The sequence below is a fragment of the Nocardia yamanashiensis genome, assembly GCF_021183565.1.
In the GTDB taxonomy this organism is placed as follows: domain Bacteria; phylum Actinomycetota; class Actinomycetes; order Mycobacteriales; family Mycobacteriaceae; genus Nocardia; species Nocardia yamanashiensis.
Genome location: NZ_CP089226.1, coordinates 4,711,304 through 4,730,808 on the forward strand (window position 1 = coordinate 4,711,304; position 19,505 = coordinate 4,730,808).

Here is a 19,505-nt window from a genome sequence, read left to right on the forward strand (position 1 = left end):
TTTGCTCAACTCTGAACCTCCTGATCGCACCGCCGGGCGGCGTCATCCGATGAGGTAAAAGTTAGGAACCGCAACGGCTCGAGGACATGACCTGCGGAGTCGATATCATTGGCATCCGCGCTCACCGACGCCGCGCGCTCGACCAGGAAGGCCGCATGCAGCCCCAGACCGTCCCGATCGCCGCCGTGCAGGCGATCGTGCAGACCGCGCGGGAGAACGGGATCGACGATCAGGCCCTCGACGCCTGGCTGCACACGGCCGGAATCTCCCCCGACCTGCTCGCGCAGGGGCGCTCCCGGGTCACGGCCGATCAGGCGGGCCGGTTGGTGAAACAGCTCTCGCGCATCTCGGGCGACGAGCTGTTCGGGCTGGGTCCGTATCCGGTGCCGCTGGGCACCTTCCGGCTCATCGCCACCGCCCTGATCACCGCCGGTGACCTACGCGAGGTCTTGCGCCGATGGAGCGGTTTCGGCCAAGCCCTGCCCGGCATGCCGCGCATCGACACAGAGATCGGGCCCGACCGGGTACGCATCCGGCTCGACTTCACGAACTGGACCGAAACACCCGCGGTGGCAATCGATTTCATTCTCATGTCGATGCATCGCTACCTGAGCTGGATGATCGGGCGACGACTGCCGCTGCTGGCCGTCGAACTGTCACACCCGGCCCCCGCCGGTTTCTCCCACGACGAAATCTTCGGCAGGCCGGCCGAATACGACACCTCCGACGCCGCCATCAGCTTCGCGGCCGAGCTGCTCGACGCCTCGATCGTGCGCGACGAGCGCGAACTGGCGAAGTTCCTGGCCGAGACACCGGTCAACGTCATCGTCCGCCGCGATTTCGGCACCAGCGAAACCGACCGTGTCCGTGCGGTATTGGCGCGCGGGCTACAGGGCGGGGACTGGCCGACACCGGAGGAGATCGCGGTGCGACTGACCACCAGCGTCTCCACCCTGCGGCGAAAGCTCGCCGACGAAGGCACCTCCTTCAGCATCATCAAAGAGGAGCTGCGGCGCGACGCCGCCATCACCTCGCTGGTGCGGGGCGAGGAATCGGTCGCGGATCTATCTGTGCGGCTCGGATTCGCCGAACCGAGCACCTTCCATCGCGCGTTCCGTCGCTGGACCGGTAGTGCGCCGGGCGCTTACCGTGCGGCCCAGCACGGTACGGACCCATCGCCCTGACCGACCTGGCAGTCGAAGGCCGGTGCGCTCGAAAGTCAAGGAATTCGGTCCACAAGGTCATTCAGCACGAGCGGCGAATTTCCTATGTTCGACGGAACCCTGCGGCCTCTGGCCGCCGAATCACCGTCGATCAGGAGATCCCGATGCGCCCGCTCGAAGACGTCAATATCGTCTCCCTCGCCACCAATCTGCCCGGCCCCCTGGCCGTTTCCCGGCTGGCCGATCTCGGCGCGACGGTGACCAAGGTCGAACCGCCCACCGGCGACCTGCTCGCGGTGTGCGCCCCGGACTGGTACCGCAAGCTCATCGCCAACCAGAAGGTCGTAGTGCTGGATGCGAAAGCGCCCGCCGACCGAGCCGAACTGGACCGCCTGCTCTCCGAAGCGGACCTGCTCGTCACGGCCATGCGCCCCTCGGCCCTGGCCCGCCTGGGCCTGTCCGACCCGCACCTGATCCACCCCCGCCTGTCCCTGATCGAAATCGTCGGCGAGGACGGCGACGCCGCCGAGCGCCCCGGCCACGACCTCAACTACCAGGCCCTGCACGGCACCCTCACCCCACCCAACCTGCCCACGGTCCCGCTCGCCGACATCCTCGGCGCCGAACGCGCCGTCTCCGCCGCCCAATCAGCCCTGCTACTGCGCGCGAAAACCGGTGTAGGACAGACACACCGCGTCGTCCTCGCCGAAGCCGCCGCCCGCGCCGCCGACTCCATCCGCTACAACCTCACCGCCCCCGGCGCCCTCCTCGGCGGCGCCTACCCCGCCTACGGCATCTACGCCACCGCCGACGGCTACGTCGCCCTCGGCGCCGGCGAACCTCACTTCTGGCAACGCACCATGGAAATCTTCGCCCTCGACGGCACCCACGAAAGTGTCGCCACCGCCTTCGCCACCCACACCACCGCCGAACTCGAAGCCATCGCCACCCGCGACGACCTCCCCCTCACCCGAGTCCACCAACTCGGCACCACCGCGGCATAGCGGCGGCCCTGAACCTATTGGCCAGGACCGCCTTCCGGCAGTAGCGGGACAGGATATGAACCCGTGAGCCAGGCCCAGCAAGCTACCAGGAATGCAACGCGATCGTGACCACCCCTCATGTCGCATTGGTGCCCCCGGTGGGGCACGTACAGCATCTACAACATCGCGAACCCGCCATGAGCTGCGAATTTCGGCCGATGTCCAGGTGGCACGCCGGATCTATCGGCGGTCGCCGTCGTAGGTCCCATTGAAGTGGTGACTACAACTCCCACGGGTGTCGAACCGGTTGCCCTCGTGCGACATCGGACCCGGCCACCGGCTGATCCAGCGATGTGTGGAGTGCTCGGCAGTACGTCAAGCAATCAGTCGTCGATCAGGAACTTCAGCCGGTCGTCGGTTTGGCTCACCGCGATCTCGATGATCTTGGCCGTAACGACGCCGGCGGCGACGAAGGGGTCGTCGGCGACACGCTGCTGGAGGTCTTCGGCGGTGGTGTTGTGAGCGAGCACCGCCCCACCGATACCGGGTTTGATGCTGCCGACCAGCAGGAACACCTCGTCGTCGAAACCGCGTTGGATCCATTGCTGATGGCCGGTCAGGTGCTGTGGGGCCTGGGCTTTGTTGGTGGAGAATTCGAGCCGTACTACGAACATCGTTGTCTCGCTTCTGTTTTCGTCAGGATTGTTCGAGGGTGGTGTCGAGCCAGTCGTGCAGGCGCTGTACTTCGCGGTGGATGAAGGCTTCGTCGTGGAAGGCGTTGGCCAGGGTGGCGACGCCTTGGCTGGCGGCCAGGACGTGCATGGCGAGTTCGTCGGCGTCGTCTTTTCGTCCGAGGTGGGTGAATTGGTCGGCGAGCCACTCCCGGAACAGGGTGAACAGGCCGCTGGCGGCGTCGAGGGCGGTGTGGTCGAGTTTGGCCAGTTCGGTGGTCAGGGTGCCGACGGGGCAGCCGTGGTCTTGGATGTCGGCGCGGTTGACCAGCAGGATGTCGATGAACTTGCCGATCCGCGCGGCGGGGTCGGGTGTCTCGGCTTCCCACTGGGCCAGCATGTCCCGGGTGTAGGCGAGGCGGGCGATGATGACGGCGTCGAGCAGGTCGTCCTTGGCTTTGAAGTGGTAGTAGAAGTTGCCGCGCGAGAGACGCACGGCTTCGGCGATGGAGGCGAAGGAGGTGTGTTCGAATCCGTGGTGGTAGAACAGTTCGTCCGCGGCGGCAACGATGTGTTCACGAGTCGTCCTGCCGCTCACCGTATTGCCGGTGCCGGGTCGTGTAGTCCGAGGGTCAGGCACTGAGGGCCTCCTCGTGCGGATGGAACGGGTAGTCGATGTAGCCGGTGTCGCCGCCGGTGTAGAAGGTGTTGCGATCGGGTACCGCCAGGGGCAGGCCCTCGCGGTAGCGGCGCACCAGGTCCGGGTTGGCCACGAACGGGGTCCCGAACGCGACCAGGTCGGCGTGCCCGGCGGCGATTGCCTGTTGGGCGCGCGCGAGGTCGTAGCCGTTGTTGGCGATGTAGGTGCCCGCGAACGCCGCGCGCAGCGCCGGGTAGTCGACGGCGCGGGTGGTGGTGCTCATGTCGCCTTCCAGGACGTGCAGGTAGGCCAGACCGCGTGAACTCAGTTGGGCGGCAAAGTATTCGAAGTGTGCCTGCGGGTCCGAATCGGTCATGGAGTTGAACGTGTTCTCCGGTGTCACGCGCACACCCACCCGCCCCGTCGGCCAGAGGGTGCACACCGCGTCGAGGACCTCGTTCAGCAACCGCATCCGGCTGGCGATGCCACCTCCGTAGGAGTCAGTGCGGTGATTGGTTCCGTCGCGCAGGAACTGATCGAGCAGATAGCCGTTGCCCGCGTGCACCTCGACACCGTCGAACCCGGCCCGCTTGGCCTGCCGGGCGGCGTCGCGGAACTGCGCCACGATCGCCGGAATCTCCTTCGCCTCCAACGGGCGCGGGGTCAGGAAGTCCTGCATCCCTGAATAGGTCACCGCCTGCCCGTCCGGCCGCACAGCCGAGGGCGCGACCGGCAGGGCGTCGCCGGGCTGCAGGCTCGGATGCGAGATCCGCCCGCAATGCTGCAACTGCGCGACGATCCGGCCGCCTGCGGCGTGCACCAGATCGGTCACCCGCCGCCAGCTCACCGCCTGCGCGTCAGCGTAGAGACCGGGGGTGAACGGATAGCCCACACCCTGGGGCGAGACCGGAACCGATTCCGACACGATCAATCCCGCGCTCGCTCGCTGCCCGTAGTGGACCGCCATCACCGAGGGCACCGTGCCGTCGGCCTGCGCGCGGTTGCGAGTCAGTGGCGCCATCACCATCCGATTCGCCAAGGTCATCTCACCCACACGGAACGGGCCGAACAAATCAGCGGACACGCCATCCTCCGGAAGCTCAACGCACACCACCTGTAGGTCATGCGTCCTAGACGGGACGCTAGGACATGCGACCTAGAGAGTCAAGGCGTCCCGCATCGCGGGTGGTGATAGTCCTGGTAGAGCTCCGGCAAACGCGGCCTCCGGTCGGCGTGTCGGTCGTCTGCGGCGGTTGATCTGCCGCGGGTCTCTCGCGGTGTTTCCGTCTGGATGGTTCGGCGTGCGCGGTCCCCCTCGCGACGCGTTCCGTCCCCCGATCGATGCCCAGGCGGGTCGTAGGTTTCAAGCAGCGGCGCGAGGGACCGGAAAAATCTTCGCGATCCGGGAATGTCCGGCCGCTGCCTAACCTTCTATATGTCGATGATCGGTTAGAACGAATCGGTCATGGAATATGCTCTACGAGAACAGGATCGACTCATGTCCCGTCTGCCCTTGATCCAGCCCGACACCGCCAGCGGCAAGGCCGCCGACCTGCTGGCCGGCGTCCAGAAGGCGCTCGGTGTCACCCCGAACATGACCAAGGCCATGGTCAACAGCCCCGCTGTGCTCGAGGCGTACCTGGGCTTCTCCGGCGCACTCGGCTCCGGTGCGCTCTCGGCGGGAATCCGGGAGCGCATCGCGCTGCTGGTCGCCGAGGAAAACGGTTGTGACTACTGCCTGTCCGCGCACTCCTACATCGGCGCGAACATTGCCAAGCTGAGTGTCGAGGAGATCGAGGCCAGCCGCCACGGCGATTCGGTCGATCCGAAGGCGGCTGCGGTGCTGGCGTTCGCGACCGCGGTCGTGCGCACTCGCGGCGGCGTCGAGGAAGCCGATATCAAGACCGCGCAAGACGCGGGCCTGACCGATGGTGAGATCACCGAGGTCATCGCCAATGTCGCGCTGAACGTATTCACCAACTACCTGAACAAGGCCGTCGACACCGATATCGACTGGCCGGTGGTGCGCCACCACGAGCACTGATCGCGCACCCGCGAACGAGGCCCGGCCATTCATCTCTTGCGAGGGAGGGCCGGGCTTCGCTCATGCGAAATGCGGTGAACCAGCGCGAGACTCGCGCCCGCTTCGCTGCTCAGGCCGGGATGGGCGACCCCGTCAGCGGCGTCACCAGCGGCCACTCGACATCGACCGCGAGTGCCTCGTTGATGTAGTTGGTGAAGATGTTGCGCACGACATTCGCGATGACCTCGACGATCTCTTCCTCGCTGAGCCCGGCCTGGCGTGCGGCGGCGAATTGGGTGTCGTCCAGGTGCGCACGGGTGAAGAGGATGGCAGTTACCAGTCGCAGGACAGCGGCACTCTTCGGGTCTTCGCTGCGCCCCTGGCGGGCGGCGAGGATCTCCTCGTCGGAGAGTTTGGCGGCGTTGCGGGCGACCTGGGAATGCGCCGACAGGCAGTAGGTGCAGCCGTTGGCCTCGGCCACGGCCAAGGCGATGCGCTCCTGATCGCCGGTGCCGAGTGCACCGGACTTCAACGCCGCGAACATGCCCAGGAACCCTTCGAGCGCGGCCGGACTGTGGGCCAGCGCCTTGGCCATGTTCGGGATCACTCCGAGGGTCGATTTGGTGCGGGCGAGCAGGTCGGCGGTCACGCCCGTAGCGGTGGCGGGATCGATCAACGACACACGAGACATTGGAGATAACCTCACGTCAGAAGCGAAATCGAACCGAACTGTTCTGTTCGATGCGGGAGACGTTAAGGCCGTCACGCGCGAGTTGTCAAACAGAACTGTTCGTTCGATACTGGGCTGGTGACCACCACGACCGCCCGGCGCTCCGTCCGTGAAGTGCTGATCGAGACCGCCGATCGCCTGTTCTACGCCGAGGGCATCCGCGCAGTCGGGATCGATCGCGTGATCGCTGAGAGCGGCGTGTCCAAATCGACGATGTATGTGCACTTCCGCACCAAGGAAGACCTCGTCGAGGCATACCTGCGCCGCCGCACCGACACCTGGCGCGCCCACGTCGAAGCCGAAATCGCCCGCCGCGGAGGTGATCCGCGCGAACGCGCGTTGGGTGTGTTCGACGTCTTCGACCAGACCTTCCGCAAACGCGGCTATCGCGGCTGCCCGTTCATGAACGCGGCAGCGGAATACCCGCTCCACGACGGCATCCGCGCCACCATCGCCTACCACCGCGAGTGGCTGACCGGCCTGTTCCCCACCATCCTCGGCGAGCACTGCACTCCCGACCTGGGCGCGGCGCTGGTGCAACTCATCGACGGTGCCGTCAGCGCCGCCCACCTCGACCACGACCGCACCGCCGCCCGCCGCGCCCGCGCGACCGCCGAACTACTGCTGTGACTTATCCGGCCGTGCCGGAAGGAACTTCGGTCGTCCTCACGGCGAGCGGCGGCAGGCAGAGGCAGAACGGATGCCCCGCCGGATCGAACAGGACGCGGCACCTGCTCGGCGCGGACTGATGATCGGCAACCCGGGCACCGAGCTCGACCGCACGCTGCTGTGCCTCGTCGAGATCGGTCACCGCGAGATCGAGATGAATCTGCTTGGGAACGCTCTCATCCGGCCAGGACGGTGGCCGGTAGTCCGGCACGCGAATCGCGGTGAGGACCAGATGCGGGAGTTTGACGCTCACGAACTTCTCCGTGCCGGCTGTGATCTCACCGCCCAGCAGCTCGGCCCAGAAGGTCGCCAGCTCGGTCGGATCACCGCAGTCGAGAGTGATCGATCCCAGATGCGCTACAGCCACCCTCGAATCTTAGAACGCGTTGCAGTGACGCGTGATTCGCGACGCACTCATCTGCCACATGGCGCGCTGACCGAACCGGCCAGTGCGCGCGGAGCGAAGGTCAACGGGCCGAGCTGATGTGGCGCCTGGCCGACACACCATCATGCCTGCGGGCTCAGGCGGTCACCACAACCCGCGCACTCGAACTGTCGAGTCCAGGATGGCCATCGCTTCAACAACTCACGCTGACACCCAACTGTGATCTCGCGGAATGTCGAAAACCACCCCTGCGCATGCAACCTACGGAGGGGGGACTCTGTAGGTAGTGCCCCCGGTCGGGCTCGAACCGACACTTGGCGGATTTTAAGTCCGCTGCCTCTGCCAATTGGGCTACGGGGGCGTCTGGGCCAGACTACCGAGCCGTACGGTCGTGCTGGAATCACCCTCGGGGGTGATTTTGCGGGCCCGGGGGTCCGGGCCCGCGCGGGTCAGCGGGTGGCGCGGGGCGCGCCGGGGCCGGGGTCGATGCGGGTGGGGCCGGCGGCGGTGGGGGCGAGCGGGAAATCGAAGATGGCGGTGGGGAGGTAGACGGTGGCGCAGGAGTTGGGGATGTCCACCACGCCGGAGAAGCGGCCTTCGATGGGGGCGGCGCCGAGCAGCAGGTAGGCCTGTTCGCGGGAGTAGCCGAAGGTGGTGAGGTAGTCGATGGCGTGCAGGCAGGCGCGTTCGAAGGCGAGCTGGGAGTCCAGGTAGCGCTGTTCGCCGTCGAGGGTCACCGACGTGCCGGAGAAGGCGAGGTATTCGGAGTAGACGGGGCCTTCGTTGCCGGGGAGGAAGACGGCGTTCTCGGTGACGTTGTAGAGCTGCATCCCGTTCTTGATGATGTCCACGCGCAAATCGATGAAACCGCCCATTTCGATTGCGCCGCAGAAGGTTATCTCCCCGTCGCCTTGCGAGAAGTGCAGGTCGCCGACGGAGAGATTGGCGCCGGGGACGAAGACCGGATAGAAGACTCGGCTGCCCCGGGTGAGGTTCTTGATGTCCTGATTGCCGCCGTTCTCGCGCGGCGGGGCGGTGCGGGCGGCCTCGGCGGCGACCCGGTCGTAGTCCGCGCCGGCCAGCGTGCCCAGGATGGCGTCGCGGGGTTCGGGTGGAAGCGCCAGCGGCGGAACACGTTCGGGGTCGGTGGCGATGAGCGCGGCCTCGCGGGTGTTCCAGGTGGACAGCAGGCCCGGCGAGGGCGCGGTGCCCATCAGCCCGGGATGCATGATGCCGGTGAACTTCACGTGCGGGATGTGCCGGGAGGTGGTGGTGTGGCCGCTGAAATCCCAGATCGCCTTGTAGGCGTCGGGGAAGTGCTCGGTGAGGAAGCCGCCGCCGTTGTCGGTCGGGAAGATGCCGGTGTACCCCCAGCCCTGCCCGGCCAGCGGACCCGAATCCTCCTGCGGGATGGGCCCGATGTCGAGAATGTCGACGATGAGCAGATCGCCCGGCTCCGCGCCCTGCACCGCGAACGGGCCGGACAGGCAGTGCACGGTGGTCAGCGGCGCGTCGCGGACGTCCTCGGCGGAGTCGTCGTTGCGAATGGCCCCGTCGAACCACTCCCGCACGTGCACCCGGAATTCGGTGCCCGGCGCGAGCGTCGCGACCGGCGGGATATCGGGATGCCAGCGATTGTGGCCGACGAGCTTCTGATCGGTGAACCGCTTGGTGGAATCCAGCGGAAAGATCAATTCAGGCATGGGTTCTCCAGTTCTCAGGGCCGGGGCAGTTGCCGGTGCAGGGGATTCCGGGTGACGCGGGCGCGCCCGCCCGGCGCCGGGGCCGACACCACCGCGGGCTCGGACGCCGTGCGGGCGGTGGCGTCGAGCAGGCGCATGGCGCTCGTCCCGCCGTGCAGCAGCGCCCCGCCGCCGATCCGCCGCCGCGCGGGGGCGGCGCAGGTCGGGCACGGGGCGGCCGCCGGCACCTCGGCCATCGGATGGGAGCGTTCGAAACTGCCGCAGGCGCGACAGGCGAACTCGTAGCTGGGCACGCGATACCTCCGGTCGGCCGGGGCCGACAACCCCGGCGGTTTGTTTTCATTTGAAGCTATTTCAGTTGACCACGATACGAACGACGCTTCGTCTCGGCGGCGAAACCACTGGATTAAGTGAGAGTTACGGAGATCAGACCCGGTATCCAGCCTGTAAATTTTCATATGCATTATATTCATCTGAAAATATTGACTCTATGGTCCTTCTCGTTGAGTCCCGGGGCCCCAGCACGGCCTCGACAGCGAGGAGAACGACACCATGAGCACGACAAGGTGGCAGCGGTTCCAGACCTGGGCCGCCCGCGACACCATCGAGGACTACTCCCTGCGCTACGCGCCCAAATCCTTCCGGCGCTGGAGCCCGATGGCCTGTGCGGTGGCCGCACTCGGCGGCATCGCCTATCTGGCCGACTACTCCATCGGCGCGTCCATCGCCGTCACGCACGGTTCGGCCAGCGCGGTCATCGCCATCCTGGTCGCGGCGGTCACCATCTTCCTGACCGGCGTGCCCATCGCCTATTACGCCGCCAAGTACAACCTGGACATGGATCTGCTCACCCGCGGTGCGGGTTTCGGCTACTTCGGGTCCACCCTCACCAGCCTGATCTACGCCAGTTTCTGTTTCATCTTCTTCGCGCTGGAGGGCGCGATCATGGCGCAGGCCATGAAGCTGGCCTTCCATATTCCGCTGCCGATCGGCTACATCATCGGTTCACTGATCATCATTCCGCTGGTCCTGTACGGGATGTCGGCGCTGGCCAAGTTCCAGGTCTGGACCCAGCCGCTGTGGCTGATCCTGTTCGCCGCGCCGCTGGTCACCATCGCGGTCGGCGATCCGTCCGGTTTCGAGGGCTTCCTGTCCTGGGCGGGTGACGGCGGCACCGCCAATGTGACCGCGGTCGGCGTCGGAGCCGGTGCGGGCGTTGCGCTTTCGCTCATCGCGCAGATCGGCGAGCAGGTCGACTACCTGCGTTTCATGCCGGAGAAGTCGGAGACTCCGGCCTGGCGCTGGTGGTCGGCGGTGCTGGCGGCCGGTCCGGGCTGGGTGATCCTGGGTGCGGCCAAGCAGCTGTGCGGCGCGTTCCTGGCGTTCTATGTCGCGGGGCAGGTCGGCTTCACCCGGGCCACCGAACCGATCGAGGAGTTCCTGGGCGGTTACGGCGCGCTGATTCACAATCACGCGGTCGCGCTGACCATCGCGACGGTCATGGTGCTGCTCTCGCAGGTGAAGATCAATGTCACCAATGCCTATTCGGGTTCGCTGTCGTGGTCGAACTTCTTCAGCCGGGTGCTGCACGTCCATCCCGGGCGGGTGGTGTGGCTGGCGCTGCACATCGCCATCGCGCTGGCGCTCATGCTGGGCAATATGTTCACGGTGCTGAACAGCATCCTGGGGTTCTACTCGAACGTGGCGATCGCCTGGGTGGGCGCCATCGTGGCGGATCTGGTGATCAACAAAGGCATTCTGAAGATCAGCCCGCCGTACGTGGAGTTCAAGCGCGCCTACCTGTACCCGATCAATCCGGTCGGCTTCGTGTCCATGCTCGCGGGCTCGGCGCTGTCCATCGTGGCCTATTTCGGGGCGTTCGGCGAGTTCCTGCAAGCCTGGTCGCCGTACCTGGCGCTGGCCGTCGCCATGACCCTCACCCCGTTGATCGCGCTGGCCACCGGCGGCAAATACTATCTGGCGCGGCCGAATCCGCTGCGCGAGGAGATCGAGAAGGAACCACTGTGGGCGGGTCAGACCCTGCTCGACGTGGTGGACGGCAAACGCTACGAACTCCCGGACATGGTGCACGACTGCCCGTTCCACGGCGGCCCGGTGTCCTCGCTGACCTGCACGCTCACCAAACACTGTGGCGAGCAGTGCCAGTCGGCGGCCTACACCGATTCGGTGGTCGCCGCGGATCTGCCGCTGGCGCCCGCGCGAGCGCTGGACTGAAAACCGTTGGTGGCGGGCCGGATTCGCCCGGCCCGCCATCGATCATCCGGTCAGTTGCGCGTGCACCTCGAACTGGAGCAGATCCGCGCCCGCGACGTAGACCGGCTGGGTGGTGTGCGCGCCGCGGACGCTCACCTCGCCGCGCGGGCCGTGGTAGCTGACCTGCGATGCGGTGCGTTCGATGGCGCGCAATTCCAGGCTGCGGGCGCGCTGGGCCATGGAGGCGAACAGCAGCAAGCCCTCGTAACAGGATTCGCCGATATTGTTCAGCGCCGGGGCGGAACGGCCGTACCGCGCGGCGTAGCGGCCCCCGAACGCCATGCTCGCCGGCGACACCACGCTCTCGAAATAGCCTGAGGCGGTGAACAATCCGCGCGCGCTGTCGACGCCGCCCGCGAGCAGCACGTCCTCGCCGATCATCATGCTCAGCCGCACCCGCCGCTCGTCCAGGCCCGCCGCGGCGAAGGCGGCGTTGAAGGCGGCGCAGTCCGCACCCACCATGAACAGCAGCACCCCCTGCGCGGTGGAGGTGCGGATCAATTCGAGGGCGGCGCGAAAATCCCGGCTGCCCAGCGGCACGAAGGCCGCGCCGACCACGTCGATATCGGTGGTGCGCGCGTATTCGACGGTGGCCCCGGCGGTTTCGCGCGGCCACACGTAATCGTTGCCGATCACGCACCAGCGCCGGATGCCGAATTCCGCGCGCATCCAGCGCAAGGCCGGAAACAGTTGCTGCTCGGGGGTTTCCCCGACCATGTACACACCGTCGGAATCCTCGCCGCCCTCGTAGAAGGTGGTGTACACGTACGGCACCCGGCCGGCGGTGCGCGGCGTGATGACCTTGCGGGCATTGGACAGATGCCAGCCCACCACCCCGTCGACCACCCCGCGCCCGACCATCTCGTCGATGCGAGCCGCCAAGCGCGGCAAGGGCGCTCCGGCGTCGACCACGTGCAGCCGCACCGGGCGTTCCAGAATGCCGCCCGCGGCATTGATGTCCTCGACCGCGAGATCGGCGCAGGCCTCCGCGGACGGCCCGAACAGCCCGGCGGGGCCGCCCAGCGGCACCACCAGCGCGATGTCCACCGTGTCACGACGAGATTCGGGGACTACCACGGAAGCCACCACCGTAGTGCTTGCAAGTGAAAATAATTCATACGGCGCTGTACAGTGCTGAGGTGGACGATAGCACCGCGCTGGCCGCCTTGGACGATCTCACTCGCCTGGTGCGGCGCGCGTCACAGGAAATGGACCGGGCGATCGCGACCTGTCTGGGCGAAAGCTCGGTCAGCCGTTGGCATGTGCTCAACGCCGTCGCCGCCGGCGAGGGCGTCTCCATGTCGCAATTGGTCGATGCCACCCTGCTCAATTCCGCCACCCTCACCCGGTTGATCGACGCGATGATCGCCGACAATCTGGTGCACCGCAAGGTGGACGACGCCGATCGCCGCCGGGTGCTGGTGTTCCCGACCCGGCGCGGGCAGCTCACCCGCAAGGTGATGAATCAGGCGCTGGCCACCAGCGGCCTGGCCGATATCGCCGCCACCGCCACCGCGACCTCCGCCGTGAAAACACTGACGGCGCTGGCCGATCGCATGGCCGCGACCGAACCAGCGCCGTTGTAGCTCAGCGCTGCCGGGCGGTCAGTGCACGCCTTCCATGTGCTTGGAGACCCACGGCGAGATCGCCCACACGACCACGCCCACCGCCATGGCGATGAGGCCGGTCAGGCCGAAGTAGGCGAGTTCGTGCGAGGGGTCGTAGAACTTGGAGAGCACGCCCGACATGGAGGTGCCGATGCCCACCGAGAAGAAGTACAGGGCCATCATCTGAGCCCGGAAAGCGTTGGGCGCCAGCTTGGTCGTGACGGCCAGGCCGATCGGCGACAGCAGCAGTTCGGAGATGGCGAAGCCGCCCAGCACCACGAACACGAACAGGATCGGGACCGTCTTGCCCTCAGAACCGGAGAACAGGGCGAAGAGCAGGAAGGCCGCGCCCATGCCGATCACGCCGAGGGAGAACTTGCGAGGGGTGGAGGGGGCGCGGTTGCCCAGGCGCGTCCACATGATGGCGAACAGCGGGGACAGGGCGATGATCCAGACCGGTTCCATGGAGCCGATCCAGTTGGGCGGGGCGTCCCAGCCGAAGACGTTCCAGTTGATGCGCTCGTCGGAGTAGACCGCCAGCACGGTGAAGATCTGCTGGAACAGCGACCAGAAGACGGCGTTGGCGATGAAGAGCGGAATGTAGGCGCGCACCCGGGTGCGTTCGGTGGCATCGACCTTCGCGCTGGTCAGCATGATGGCGAAGTAGGCGATGGAGGCCACGACGATGGCGCCGGTGGTGACGTCGGGCAGGTTGTCCAGGGTCAGCAGGCCGGTCACCCAGGCGATGACCACCACGGCGACGAATCCGGCCACGAACGCCACCGATTTCGGAATCGCGGTGCGCGGCAACGGGTTCGGGATCTCCCGGCCGTGATCGCCGAGATTGCGGCGGAAGACCACGTATTGGGTCAGGCCCAGCGCCATGCCGACCGCGGCCGCGCCGAAGCCCCAGTGGAAGCCGACATGCGACTGCAGCAGTCCGGTGATCAGCGGCCCCGCGAACGCGCCCAGATTGATGCCCAGATAGAAGAGGGTGAAGCCGCCGTCCGCGCGCGGGTCGCCCTTGGCGTACAGGGTGCCCAGCAGCGAGGAAGCGTTTGCCTTGAGCGCGCCCGAGCCCAATGCCACCAGGATCAGACCGACCGCGACGCCCGCCAGATCGGGAATGACGGCCAGTGCGATATGGCCCGCCATGACCACCACACCGCCGTAGAACACGGTGCGCTCCATACCCAGCACCCGGTCGGCAAGCCAGCCGCCCAGCACCGTGGACAGGTAGACCAGACCGCCGTACGCGCCGACGATGCCGGTGGCGGTGGCCTTCTCCATGCCCAGGCCGCCGTCGGTCACCGAGTAGTACAGGTAGTAGCCGAGAATCGTGAGCATGCCGTAGAACGAGAATCGTTCCCACAGCTCGACGCCGAACAGATTCGCGAGGCCGATGGGGTGGCCGAACAGGGTGCGTTCGGTGACCGGTTTCGCGGGGTGCGCTACCTCTGACATGAATCAGACCTTCCCATATTGGGCAATCTGACAGCAACCTCATCGGTTGACTCACGTCACATTTACCCGGAAAAGCCCTGATGAAACTCGGCTCTACAAGCGCTATGAATAGCTGGACGATCGCCAATCAGGCGATGGACAGCGCGATTCCGTCTAGGATGTCGTGCTCGCTCACGATGAGTTCGGTGATGCCCGCGCGGCGGGCCAGTTCGTCGGCCAGCACCTCGGTGATGACCGCGCCGCCGCCGATGACGTCGACCCGGCCGGGGTGCATGGGGCCCAGGGCGGCGCGCTCATCGTGATTCATGCCGATCAGGCGATCGCAGACCTGGCGGACCTCGGACAGCGGCAGACGGGTGAGATGCACCTTGTCCGAATCGTATTCGGGGAGGTCCAGGGCGACGGCGGCCAGGGTAGTCATGGTGCCGGCGACGCCGACCCAGGTGTGGGCGCGTTCCACCGGGACCACGCCGAAGGCCTGAGCGAGGCGTTCGGAGGCGAAGAAGCGGGCGGCGGCGACCTCTTCGCGGGTGGGCGGATTGCCGTGCAGGCAGCGTTCGGTGATGCGCACGCAGCCGATATCGGCGGAGTAGGCGGAGGCGACTCCGGAACTGTCGCCCAGCACCACCTCGGTGGAGCCGCCGCCGAGGTCCACGACCACGAAAGGCCCGGCGTCGGCGGCCAATTCGCCGACCGCGCCGGCGAACGACAGGCGGGCTTCCTCGTCGCCGGTGATCACCTCGGCGACCGCGCCGGGGACCACGCGGCCCAGTTCGGCGGCGGTCATGGTGAAGAAGTCGTCGCGGTTGGACGCGTCGCGGGTGGCGGAGGTGGCGACCATGCGGACCTTGGTGACGCCGTGCTGTTCCATCAGGTTCACGTAGTCGTGCAGGGCGACCCGGGTGCGTTCGATGGCTTCCGGATTCAGCGCGCCGGTGGCGTCCACGCCCTGACCGAGGCGCACGATCCGCATCTCGCGGTGCACATCGGTGAGATGCGGTGCGGCGTCGGTGTTCTCGCGCGCCACATCGGCGATCAGAAGGCGAATGGAGTTGGTGCCGCAGTCGATCGCGGCGATCCGCTCGGTCATGCTGAATCCTTTCGGCCCGGCCGGTTCACGCTCCGGCCGGTCATGACTAGTCTTCCGGCTGCGCCTGGCGCGGTTCGTATTTCGGCCAATCCGCGGGAATCGCGGTGCCGCGCAGGCCGTTGTCGGCGGCGGCGGCCACGGCTTCGTCGCCGAGCGGGTTCAGGCCGGGGCCCTTGGCCAGCGAGTGCGCGATCAGCACGTGCAGGCATTTCACGCGGTCGGGCATGCCGCCGCCGGCGAAATCGGTGCCGAGGTCCTCGATGGCATTGCGCTCGGCCAGGTAGCTGTCGTACGCGGCGCGGTAGGCGGCGGCGAGTTCGGCGTCCTGGGTGAGGCGGTGGCTCATCTCGCGCATCATGCCGGTGGTTTCCAGGCGGCTGGCCTCGGCGGTGAGGCGGGGGTCCGTCAGGTAGTACAGGGTCGGGAAGGGGGTGCCGTCCGGGAGTTTCGGGGCGGTCTTCACGACTGCGGGCACGCCGTCCGGGGTGCGGTAGGCGATCTCCAGAACGCCGCGGGGTTCCCGGCCGAGTTGTTTGGCGACGACCTCGAGATCCTGCTCGGATGGGCGGTTCTCGGCTGCGGTCACCTGGGTTTTCCTTCCTCGGTAGGGACTGTTGCGGGCGCTGGCTGCGCCGGATCGGGTTGTGCGGCAGCGGCTTGCGGCGACGAGATGGAGCGCCACAATTCCGTGTACCAGGGGTCGGGTTCCCGCGTCTTGGCGGCGGGGATCGGCACGGCCGGCTGTTCGATGCCGGCCACCTGCACGATGTAGGGGGTCTCACCGGGCATGACCAGGCGGAGGCGATCCTTGGCCTCGGCCTTGATGTAGCTCGGATCCTGTTGCTGCGCACGGCGATCGCGCAGCTTGGCCACGTCCTCTTCCAATTGCGCACGCTGGGAAGCCAATTGGGTTGCCTCCGCACGTTGCGCGAAATAGGTGCGCAGCGGAACCGCGAGCGTCAGTGCCAAACCGCACAACACCGCGGCCAGCAGCACCGCGCGGCCCGTGGAAAGCCCGAGGATCTTGTGATCGGAGCGCCCGGCCTTCGCCTTCTGCCGTCGCGCCACCGCCCGCTGCCCGGCGGTCGTGCGCGAAGTGGTCCGGCCGCGGGGGCTCTTCGCCGCCCCGCTCCCGGACCTCGACTCCGATGTGGTGCCGCGCGCCGCATCGGCCCGCTTACCACCGGTGCGTGATTTGGCGGACCGCGACGGGCGGCGGTCACCCCGTCCGGCCGGACTGGTGCCGCGTGCCCGTCGCTCCGTCATCTCACACCTCGAATATCAGTCGGTATTCCCAACTCTCGGACTCTCAGGGGCAAGCCCCTGAAACCCCACAAGCCTCATGTCGCCGGGCCTCCGGAGCAAACCCTGAAACCCCACAAGCCTCATGTCGCCGGGCCTCCAGAGCGAACCCTGAAACCCCACAAGCCTCATGTCGCCGGGCCTCCAGAGCGAACCCTGAAACCCCACAAGCCTCATGTCGCCGGGCCTCCAGAGCGAACCCTGAAACCCCACAAGTCTTGTCTAGCTGGGGTTTCAGGGGTGTCAACCCCTGAAACCCCCTATCACTAACCTTCGAACGCGAAACGCGGGAACGCGACGTCGCCCGCGTAGCGAGCCGAGTCACCGAGGGCGTCCTCGATGCGCAGCAGCTGGTTGTACTTGGCGACGCGCTCGGAACGGGCCGGGGCGCCGGTCTTGATCTGGCCGGAGCCGACCGCCACCGCCAGGTCGGCGATGGTGGTGTCCTCGGTCTCGCCGGAACGGTGCGACATCATGGTCTTGTAACCGTTGCGGTGAGCGAGATCGACCGCGTCCAGGGTCTCGGTCAGGGTGCCGATCTGGTTGACCTTCACCAGCAGTGCGTTGGCCGCACCCTTGGCGATGCCCTCCTCCAGGCGCTCCGGGTTGGTGACGAACAGGTCGTCGCCGACCAGCTGCACCTTGTCGCCGATCGAGTCGGTGAGCGAAACCCAGCCGTCCCAGTCGTCCTCCGACAGCGGGTCCTCGATGGACACAATCGGGTAAGACGCCAGCAGTTCGGCGTAGAAGGCGTTCATCTCGGCGGCCGAGCGCACCTGGCCCTCGAACTTGTAACCCGAACCGGCGGTGTAGAACTCGGTGGCGGCGACGTCGAGCGCCAGCGCCACATCGGTGCCCAGCTTGTAGCCGGCCTTGTCGATGGCGACGGCGATCAGGTCCAGCGCGGCCTTGGTGCCCGCGACGTCCGGCGCGAAGCCGCCCTCGTCACCCAGACCGGTGGACAGGCCCTGGGCCTTCAGCACCGACTTGAGCGAGTGGTAGATCTCGGCGCCCCAGCGCAGCGATTCCTTGAAGGTCGCGGCGCCGATCGGGGCGATCATGAATTCCTGCACGTCCACACCGGTGTCGGCGTGCGCGCCACCGTTGAGGATGTTCATCATGGGAACCGGCAGGACGTGAGCGTTCGGGCCGCCGACGTAGCGGAACAGCTCCAGGCCCGAGGACTCGGCGGCCGCGCGGGCCACCGCGAGCGAAACGCCCAGCAGGGCGTTGGCGCCCAGGCGCGACTTGTCCGGGGTGCCGTCCAGATCCAGCAGGGTCTGGTCGACGGTGCGCTGTTCGACGGCGTCGAGACCGATGACGGCGGGGGCGATCTCGTCGAGGACACCCTCGACGGCCTTCAGCACACCCTTGCCGTTGTAGCGGTCGCCACCGTCACGCAGCTCGACGGCTTCGTGCTCACCGGTGGAGGCGCCGGAGGGCACCGCCGCACGGGTGAGGGTGCCGTCGTCGAGAGCGATCTCGACCTCGACAGTGGGATTGCCACGCGAATCCAGGATCTCGCGAGCTCCGACCTGTTCGATGATGGCCACGAAACGACACTCCTTCGGCTGCTGACTCGGCAGGTCGCACGGGTAGTCCGTGCGGGTCCGAGCCTAACGTGCGCACGCGCTCCTGTGACAACGCCCCGTCGGCGTGGTGGTCACTCCCCGGGTGGGGGAGGGGAATTCCGGGGGTTTCACCCCCGGACCCCCAGATAGCAGAAAATGGCGGTCACCCGGGGCGGGTAGGGGGTGGCCACCCGGGGGGTTGACCCCCGGACCCCTGATGACGAAGAGGCAGCGGCTCCGCACGTGGGAATCAGCGACCACTGATTTCGCGCGGATGAGGGTAACTCACCGGGTACCCCGAAATCGGGTCGGCACCCGACCGCCGGCACGCGTGTCCGGCGGTACGCGGCTCCCGAGCCGCGCGCAAAAGTCCCGGGGAGGCGGAACAGCTCAGGCTTTGCGGCCGACGCTGTAGGCGGCGGCGCGGTCGCGGACTTTCTTCATGTAGGCGGTGGACTGGTTGTAGGTGAGGAGGGCTTTTTCCCAGCCGGGGGCGGCGGTGAGGTCGCCGCCCATGGCGCAGAGGTAGCGGGCGGTGGTGAGGGCGGCGTCGTCGATATTGTCCGGGTCGGCGACGCTGTCGCCGTTGGCGTCGACGCCCCAGCGCTGCCAGGTTTCGGGAATGAACTGCATGGGGCCGAGGGCGCGGTCGTAGACGGGGTCGCCATCCAACTTGCCGCCGTCGGTGTCCTTTATGAGAGCTACGCCTGGAGAGCCGTCCAATGCGATGCCGCGGATGGGCGGGGTGACCTTGCCGTCGGCGGCCACGTCGGCGCCCTTGTGGGTGCCGTGTTTGCTTTCGACGGAAGCGATTCCGGCGATGGTGGTCCACCCGATCCCGCAGTCGGGACGCGAGCGCGCCATGACGGCCGCGGCGTAGCCGTAGGCCTCGAGCGACGTCGACGGGATCCCCATACCGGAGTTCTCCTCGGCCCAGGCGGCGAGCTGCGTCGCGCTGCGCCCGGGCGCATCGAGGTCGATGAGGGGCAGGGGCGCGCCGAGACCCGGTGGGGTGCCGTCGGGAATCGGCGTGAGATCGACTGAGCCGCAACCGGTCAGCAGCACGAGAGCACACACCGAGCCCAGCAGGCCGGCGCGAAAGTGAGCGGCGCGGACACCGGCCTTCATGAAACGCACCCCATTCATCATCCAGATGGATCGGTACTTCTTCCAACTTCGTGAACGCCGATGAGACGAGTCGCGCGCATCGATGCCGTTCGGTTACCCTCC

General features: G+C 67.1%; 20 protein-coding genes and 1 tRNA gene. 6 read left to right on the forward strand and 15 right to left on the reverse strand.

All coding sequences use genetic code 11. The features are described 5' to 3' along the window. The first annotated feature begins 155 nt into the window (after positions 1-155). A complete protein-coding gene (locus LTV02_RS22310; RefSeq protein WP_233033547.1) occupies positions 156-1,184 on the forward strand; it encodes an AraC family transcriptional regulator in 1,029 nt (342 codons plus the stop codon). 143 nt (positions 1,185-1,327) lie between these two features. Beyond that, positions 1,328-2,167 (forward strand): CoA transferase, encoded by an 840-nt coding sequence (locus LTV02_RS22315; RefSeq protein ID WP_233033549.1) that lies wholly within the window; start codon positions 1,328-1,330, stop codon positions 2,165-2,167. Positions 2,168-2,529: 362 nt separating this feature from the next. Here LTV02_RS22315 and LTV02_RS22320 read toward each other — a convergent pair whose 3' ends face one another. From LTV02_RS22320 to LTV02_RS22330, 3 genes are read right to left on the reverse strand one after another with little or no spacing between them, the layout of a single operon-like run. Continuing rightward, complete coding sequence (locus LTV02_RS22320) at positions 2,530-2,820, reverse strand: YciI family protein (protein ID WP_233033551.1); 291 nt, start codon at positions 2,818-2,820, stop codon at positions 2,530-2,532. A gap of 22 nt (positions 2,821-2,842) precedes the next feature. Beyond that, the gene (locus tag LTV02_RS22325; protein ID WP_233033553.1) at positions 2,843-3,415 is read right to left on the reverse strand and encodes a TetR/AcrR family transcriptional regulator; all 573 of its coding nucleotides are present in this window, start codon (positions 3,413-3,415) and stop codon (positions 2,843-2,845) included. 34 nt (positions 3,416-3,449) lie between these two features. After that, positions 3,450-4,541: an alkene reductase gene (locus LTV02_RS22330; protein WP_233033555.1), complete on the reverse strand. Its 1,092-nt coding sequence runs from the start codon at positions 4,539-4,541 to the stop codon at positions 3,450-3,452. Positions 4,542-4,955: 414 nt separating this feature from the next. Between LTV02_RS22330 and LTV02_RS22335 the strand changes: the two genes are divergently transcribed. Further along, complete coding sequence (locus tag LTV02_RS22335; RefSeq protein ID WP_233033557.1) at positions 4,956-5,501, forward strand: carboxymuconolactone decarboxylase family protein; 546 nt, start codon at positions 4,956-4,958, stop codon at positions 5,499-5,501. Between the two features lie 109 nt (positions 5,502-5,610). Here the strand turns inward: LTV02_RS22335 and LTV02_RS22340 are convergent, their stop codons facing one another. Beyond that, positions 5,611-6,171, reverse strand: coding sequence for a carboxymuconolactone decarboxylase family protein (locus LTV02_RS22340; protein ID WP_233033558.1), 561 nt, complete (start codon positions 6,169-6,171; stop codon positions 5,611-5,613). Positions 6,172-6,288: 117 nt separating this feature from the next. Here LTV02_RS22340 and LTV02_RS22345 point away from each other — a divergent pair, with 117 nt between their 5' ends. Beyond that, positions 6,289-6,840: a TetR/AcrR family transcriptional regulator gene (locus LTV02_RS22345; protein ID WP_233033559.1), complete on the forward strand. Its 552-nt coding sequence runs from the start codon at positions 6,289-6,291 to the stop codon at positions 6,838-6,840. 1 nt (position 6,841) lies between these two features. Here the strand turns inward: LTV02_RS22345 and LTV02_RS22350 are convergent, their stop codons facing one another. From LTV02_RS22350 to LTV02_RS22365, 4 genes are all read right to left on the reverse strand, one after another. After that, complete coding sequence (locus tag LTV02_RS22350; RefSeq protein ID WP_233033560.1) at positions 6,842-7,246, reverse strand: VOC family protein; 405 nt, start codon at positions 7,244-7,246, stop codon at positions 6,842-6,844. A gap of 305 nt (positions 7,247-7,551) precedes the next feature. Next, positions 7,552-7,625: transfer RNA gene (locus LTV02_RS22355), tRNA-Leu, on the reverse strand. An 88-nt stretch (positions 7,626-7,713) separates the two neighbouring features. Next, positions 7,714-8,967: a formamidase gene (gene fmdA, locus LTV02_RS22360; protein ID WP_067710606.1), complete on the reverse strand. Its 1,254-nt coding sequence runs from the start codon at positions 8,965-8,967 to the stop codon at positions 7,714-7,716. 14 nt (positions 8,968-8,981) lie between these two features. Beyond that, positions 8,982-9,260 (reverse strand): FmdB family zinc ribbon protein, encoded by a 279-nt coding sequence (locus LTV02_RS22365; RefSeq protein ID WP_233033561.1) that lies wholly within the window; start codon positions 9,258-9,260, stop codon positions 8,982-8,984. A gap of 259 nt (positions 9,261-9,519) precedes the next feature. Between LTV02_RS22365 and LTV02_RS22370 the strand changes: the two genes are divergently transcribed. After that, positions 9,520-11,202: a purine-cytosine permease family protein gene (locus tag LTV02_RS22370; RefSeq protein ID WP_067710604.1), complete on the forward strand. Its 1,683-nt coding sequence runs from the start codon at positions 9,520-9,522 to the stop codon at positions 11,200-11,202. Positions 11,203-11,244: 42 nt separating this feature from the next. On the opposite strand, the gene LTV02_RS22375 is transcribed toward LTV02_RS22370, so the two are convergent. Beyond that, positions 11,245-12,327 (reverse strand): substrate-binding domain-containing protein, encoded by a 1,083-nt coding sequence (locus LTV02_RS22375; RefSeq protein WP_233033562.1) that lies wholly within the window; start codon positions 12,325-12,327, stop codon positions 11,245-11,247. A gap of 53 nt (positions 12,328-12,380) precedes the next feature. On the opposite strand from LTV02_RS22375, the gene LTV02_RS22380 reads away from it, so the two are divergent. Continuing rightward, complete coding sequence (locus LTV02_RS22380) at positions 12,381-12,827, forward strand: MarR family winged helix-turn-helix transcriptional regulator (protein WP_067710602.1); 447 nt, start codon at positions 12,381-12,383, stop codon at positions 12,825-12,827. Positions 12,828-12,845: 18 nt separating this feature from the next. Here LTV02_RS22380 and LTV02_RS22385 read toward each other — a convergent pair whose 3' ends face one another. The 6 genes from LTV02_RS22385 to LTV02_RS22410 form a co-directional block, all read right to left on the reverse strand. Next, the gene (locus LTV02_RS22385; RefSeq protein ID WP_233033563.1) at positions 12,846-14,312 is read right to left on the reverse strand and encodes a peptide MFS transporter; all 1,467 of its coding nucleotides are present in this window, start codon (positions 14,310-14,312) and stop codon (positions 12,846-12,848) included. Between the two features lie 127 nt (positions 14,313-14,439). Beyond that, complete coding sequence (locus LTV02_RS22390) at positions 14,440-15,402, reverse strand: Ppx/GppA phosphatase family protein (protein WP_233033565.1); 963 nt, start codon at positions 15,400-15,402, stop codon at positions 14,440-14,442. 46 nt (positions 15,403-15,448) lie between these two features. Continuing rightward, positions 15,449-15,988: a DUF501 domain-containing protein gene (locus tag LTV02_RS22395; protein WP_233033566.1), complete on the reverse strand. Its 540-nt coding sequence runs from the start codon at positions 15,986-15,988 to the stop codon at positions 15,449-15,451. Continuing rightward, positions 15,985-16,668, reverse strand: a complete 684-nt coding sequence (locus tag LTV02_RS22400) for a septum formation initiator family protein (RefSeq protein WP_233033567.1) — start codon at positions 16,666-16,668, stop codon at positions 15,985-15,987. The genes LTV02_RS22395 and LTV02_RS22400 overlap by 4 nt, the downstream gene beginning before the upstream one ends. Positions 16,669-16,970: 302 nt before the next feature. Further along, a complete protein-coding gene (eno, locus tag LTV02_RS22405; RefSeq protein WP_067710597.1) occupies positions 16,971-18,257 on the reverse strand; it encodes a phosphopyruvate hydratase in 1,287 nt (428 codons plus the stop codon). Between the two features lie 408 nt (positions 18,258-18,665). After that, positions 18,666-19,403, reverse strand: a complete 738-nt coding sequence (locus LTV02_RS22410; RefSeq protein ID WP_233033568.1) for a lytic transglycosylase domain-containing protein — start codon at positions 19,401-19,403, stop codon at positions 18,666-18,668. Positions 19,404-19,505 lie beyond the last annotated feature (102 nt).

Coding starts and splice junctions, on each gene's coding strand:
- LTV02_RS22310 (WP_233033547.1), top strand. CDS start 156: ATGCAGCCCCAGACCGTCCCGATCGCCGCCGTGCAGGCGATCGTGCAG.
- LTV02_RS22410 (WP_233033568.1), bottom strand. CDS start 19,403: ATGAAGGCCGGTGTCCGCGCCGCTCACTTTCGCGCCGGCCTGCTGGGC.
- LTV02_RS22400 (WP_233033567.1), bottom strand. CDS start 16,668: ATGACGGAGCGACGGGCACGCGGCACCAGTCCGGCCGGACGGGGTGAC.
- LTV02_RS22335 (WP_233033557.1), top strand. CDS start 4,956: ATGTCCCGTCTGCCCTTGATCCAGCCCGACACCGCCAGCGGCAAGGCC.
- LTV02_RS22340 (WP_233033558.1), bottom strand. CDS start 6,171: ATGTCTCGTGTGTCGTTGATCGATCCCGCCACCGCTACGGGCGTGACC.
- LTV02_RS22370 (WP_067710604.1), top strand. CDS start 9,520: ATGAGCACGACAAGGTGGCAGCGGTTCCAGACCTGGGCCGCCCGCGAC.
- fmdA (WP_067710606.1), bottom strand. CDS start 8,967: ATGCCTGAATTGATCTTTCCGCTGGATTCCACCAAGCGGTTCACCGAT.
- LTV02_RS22315 (WP_233033549.1), top strand. CDS start 1,328: ATGCGCCCGCTCGAAGACGTCAATATCGTCTCCCTCGCCACCAATCTG.
- LTV02_RS22390 (WP_233033565.1), bottom strand. CDS start 15,402: ATGACCGAGCGGATCGCCGCGATCGACTGCGGCACCAACTCCATTCGC.
- LTV02_RS22320 (WP_233033551.1), bottom strand. CDS start 2,820: ATGTTCGTAGTACGGCTCGAATTCTCCACCAACAAAGCCCAGGCCCCA.
- LTV02_RS22385 (WP_233033563.1), bottom strand. CDS start 14,312: ATGTCAGAGGTAGCGCACCCCGCGAAACCGGTCACCGAACGCACCCTG.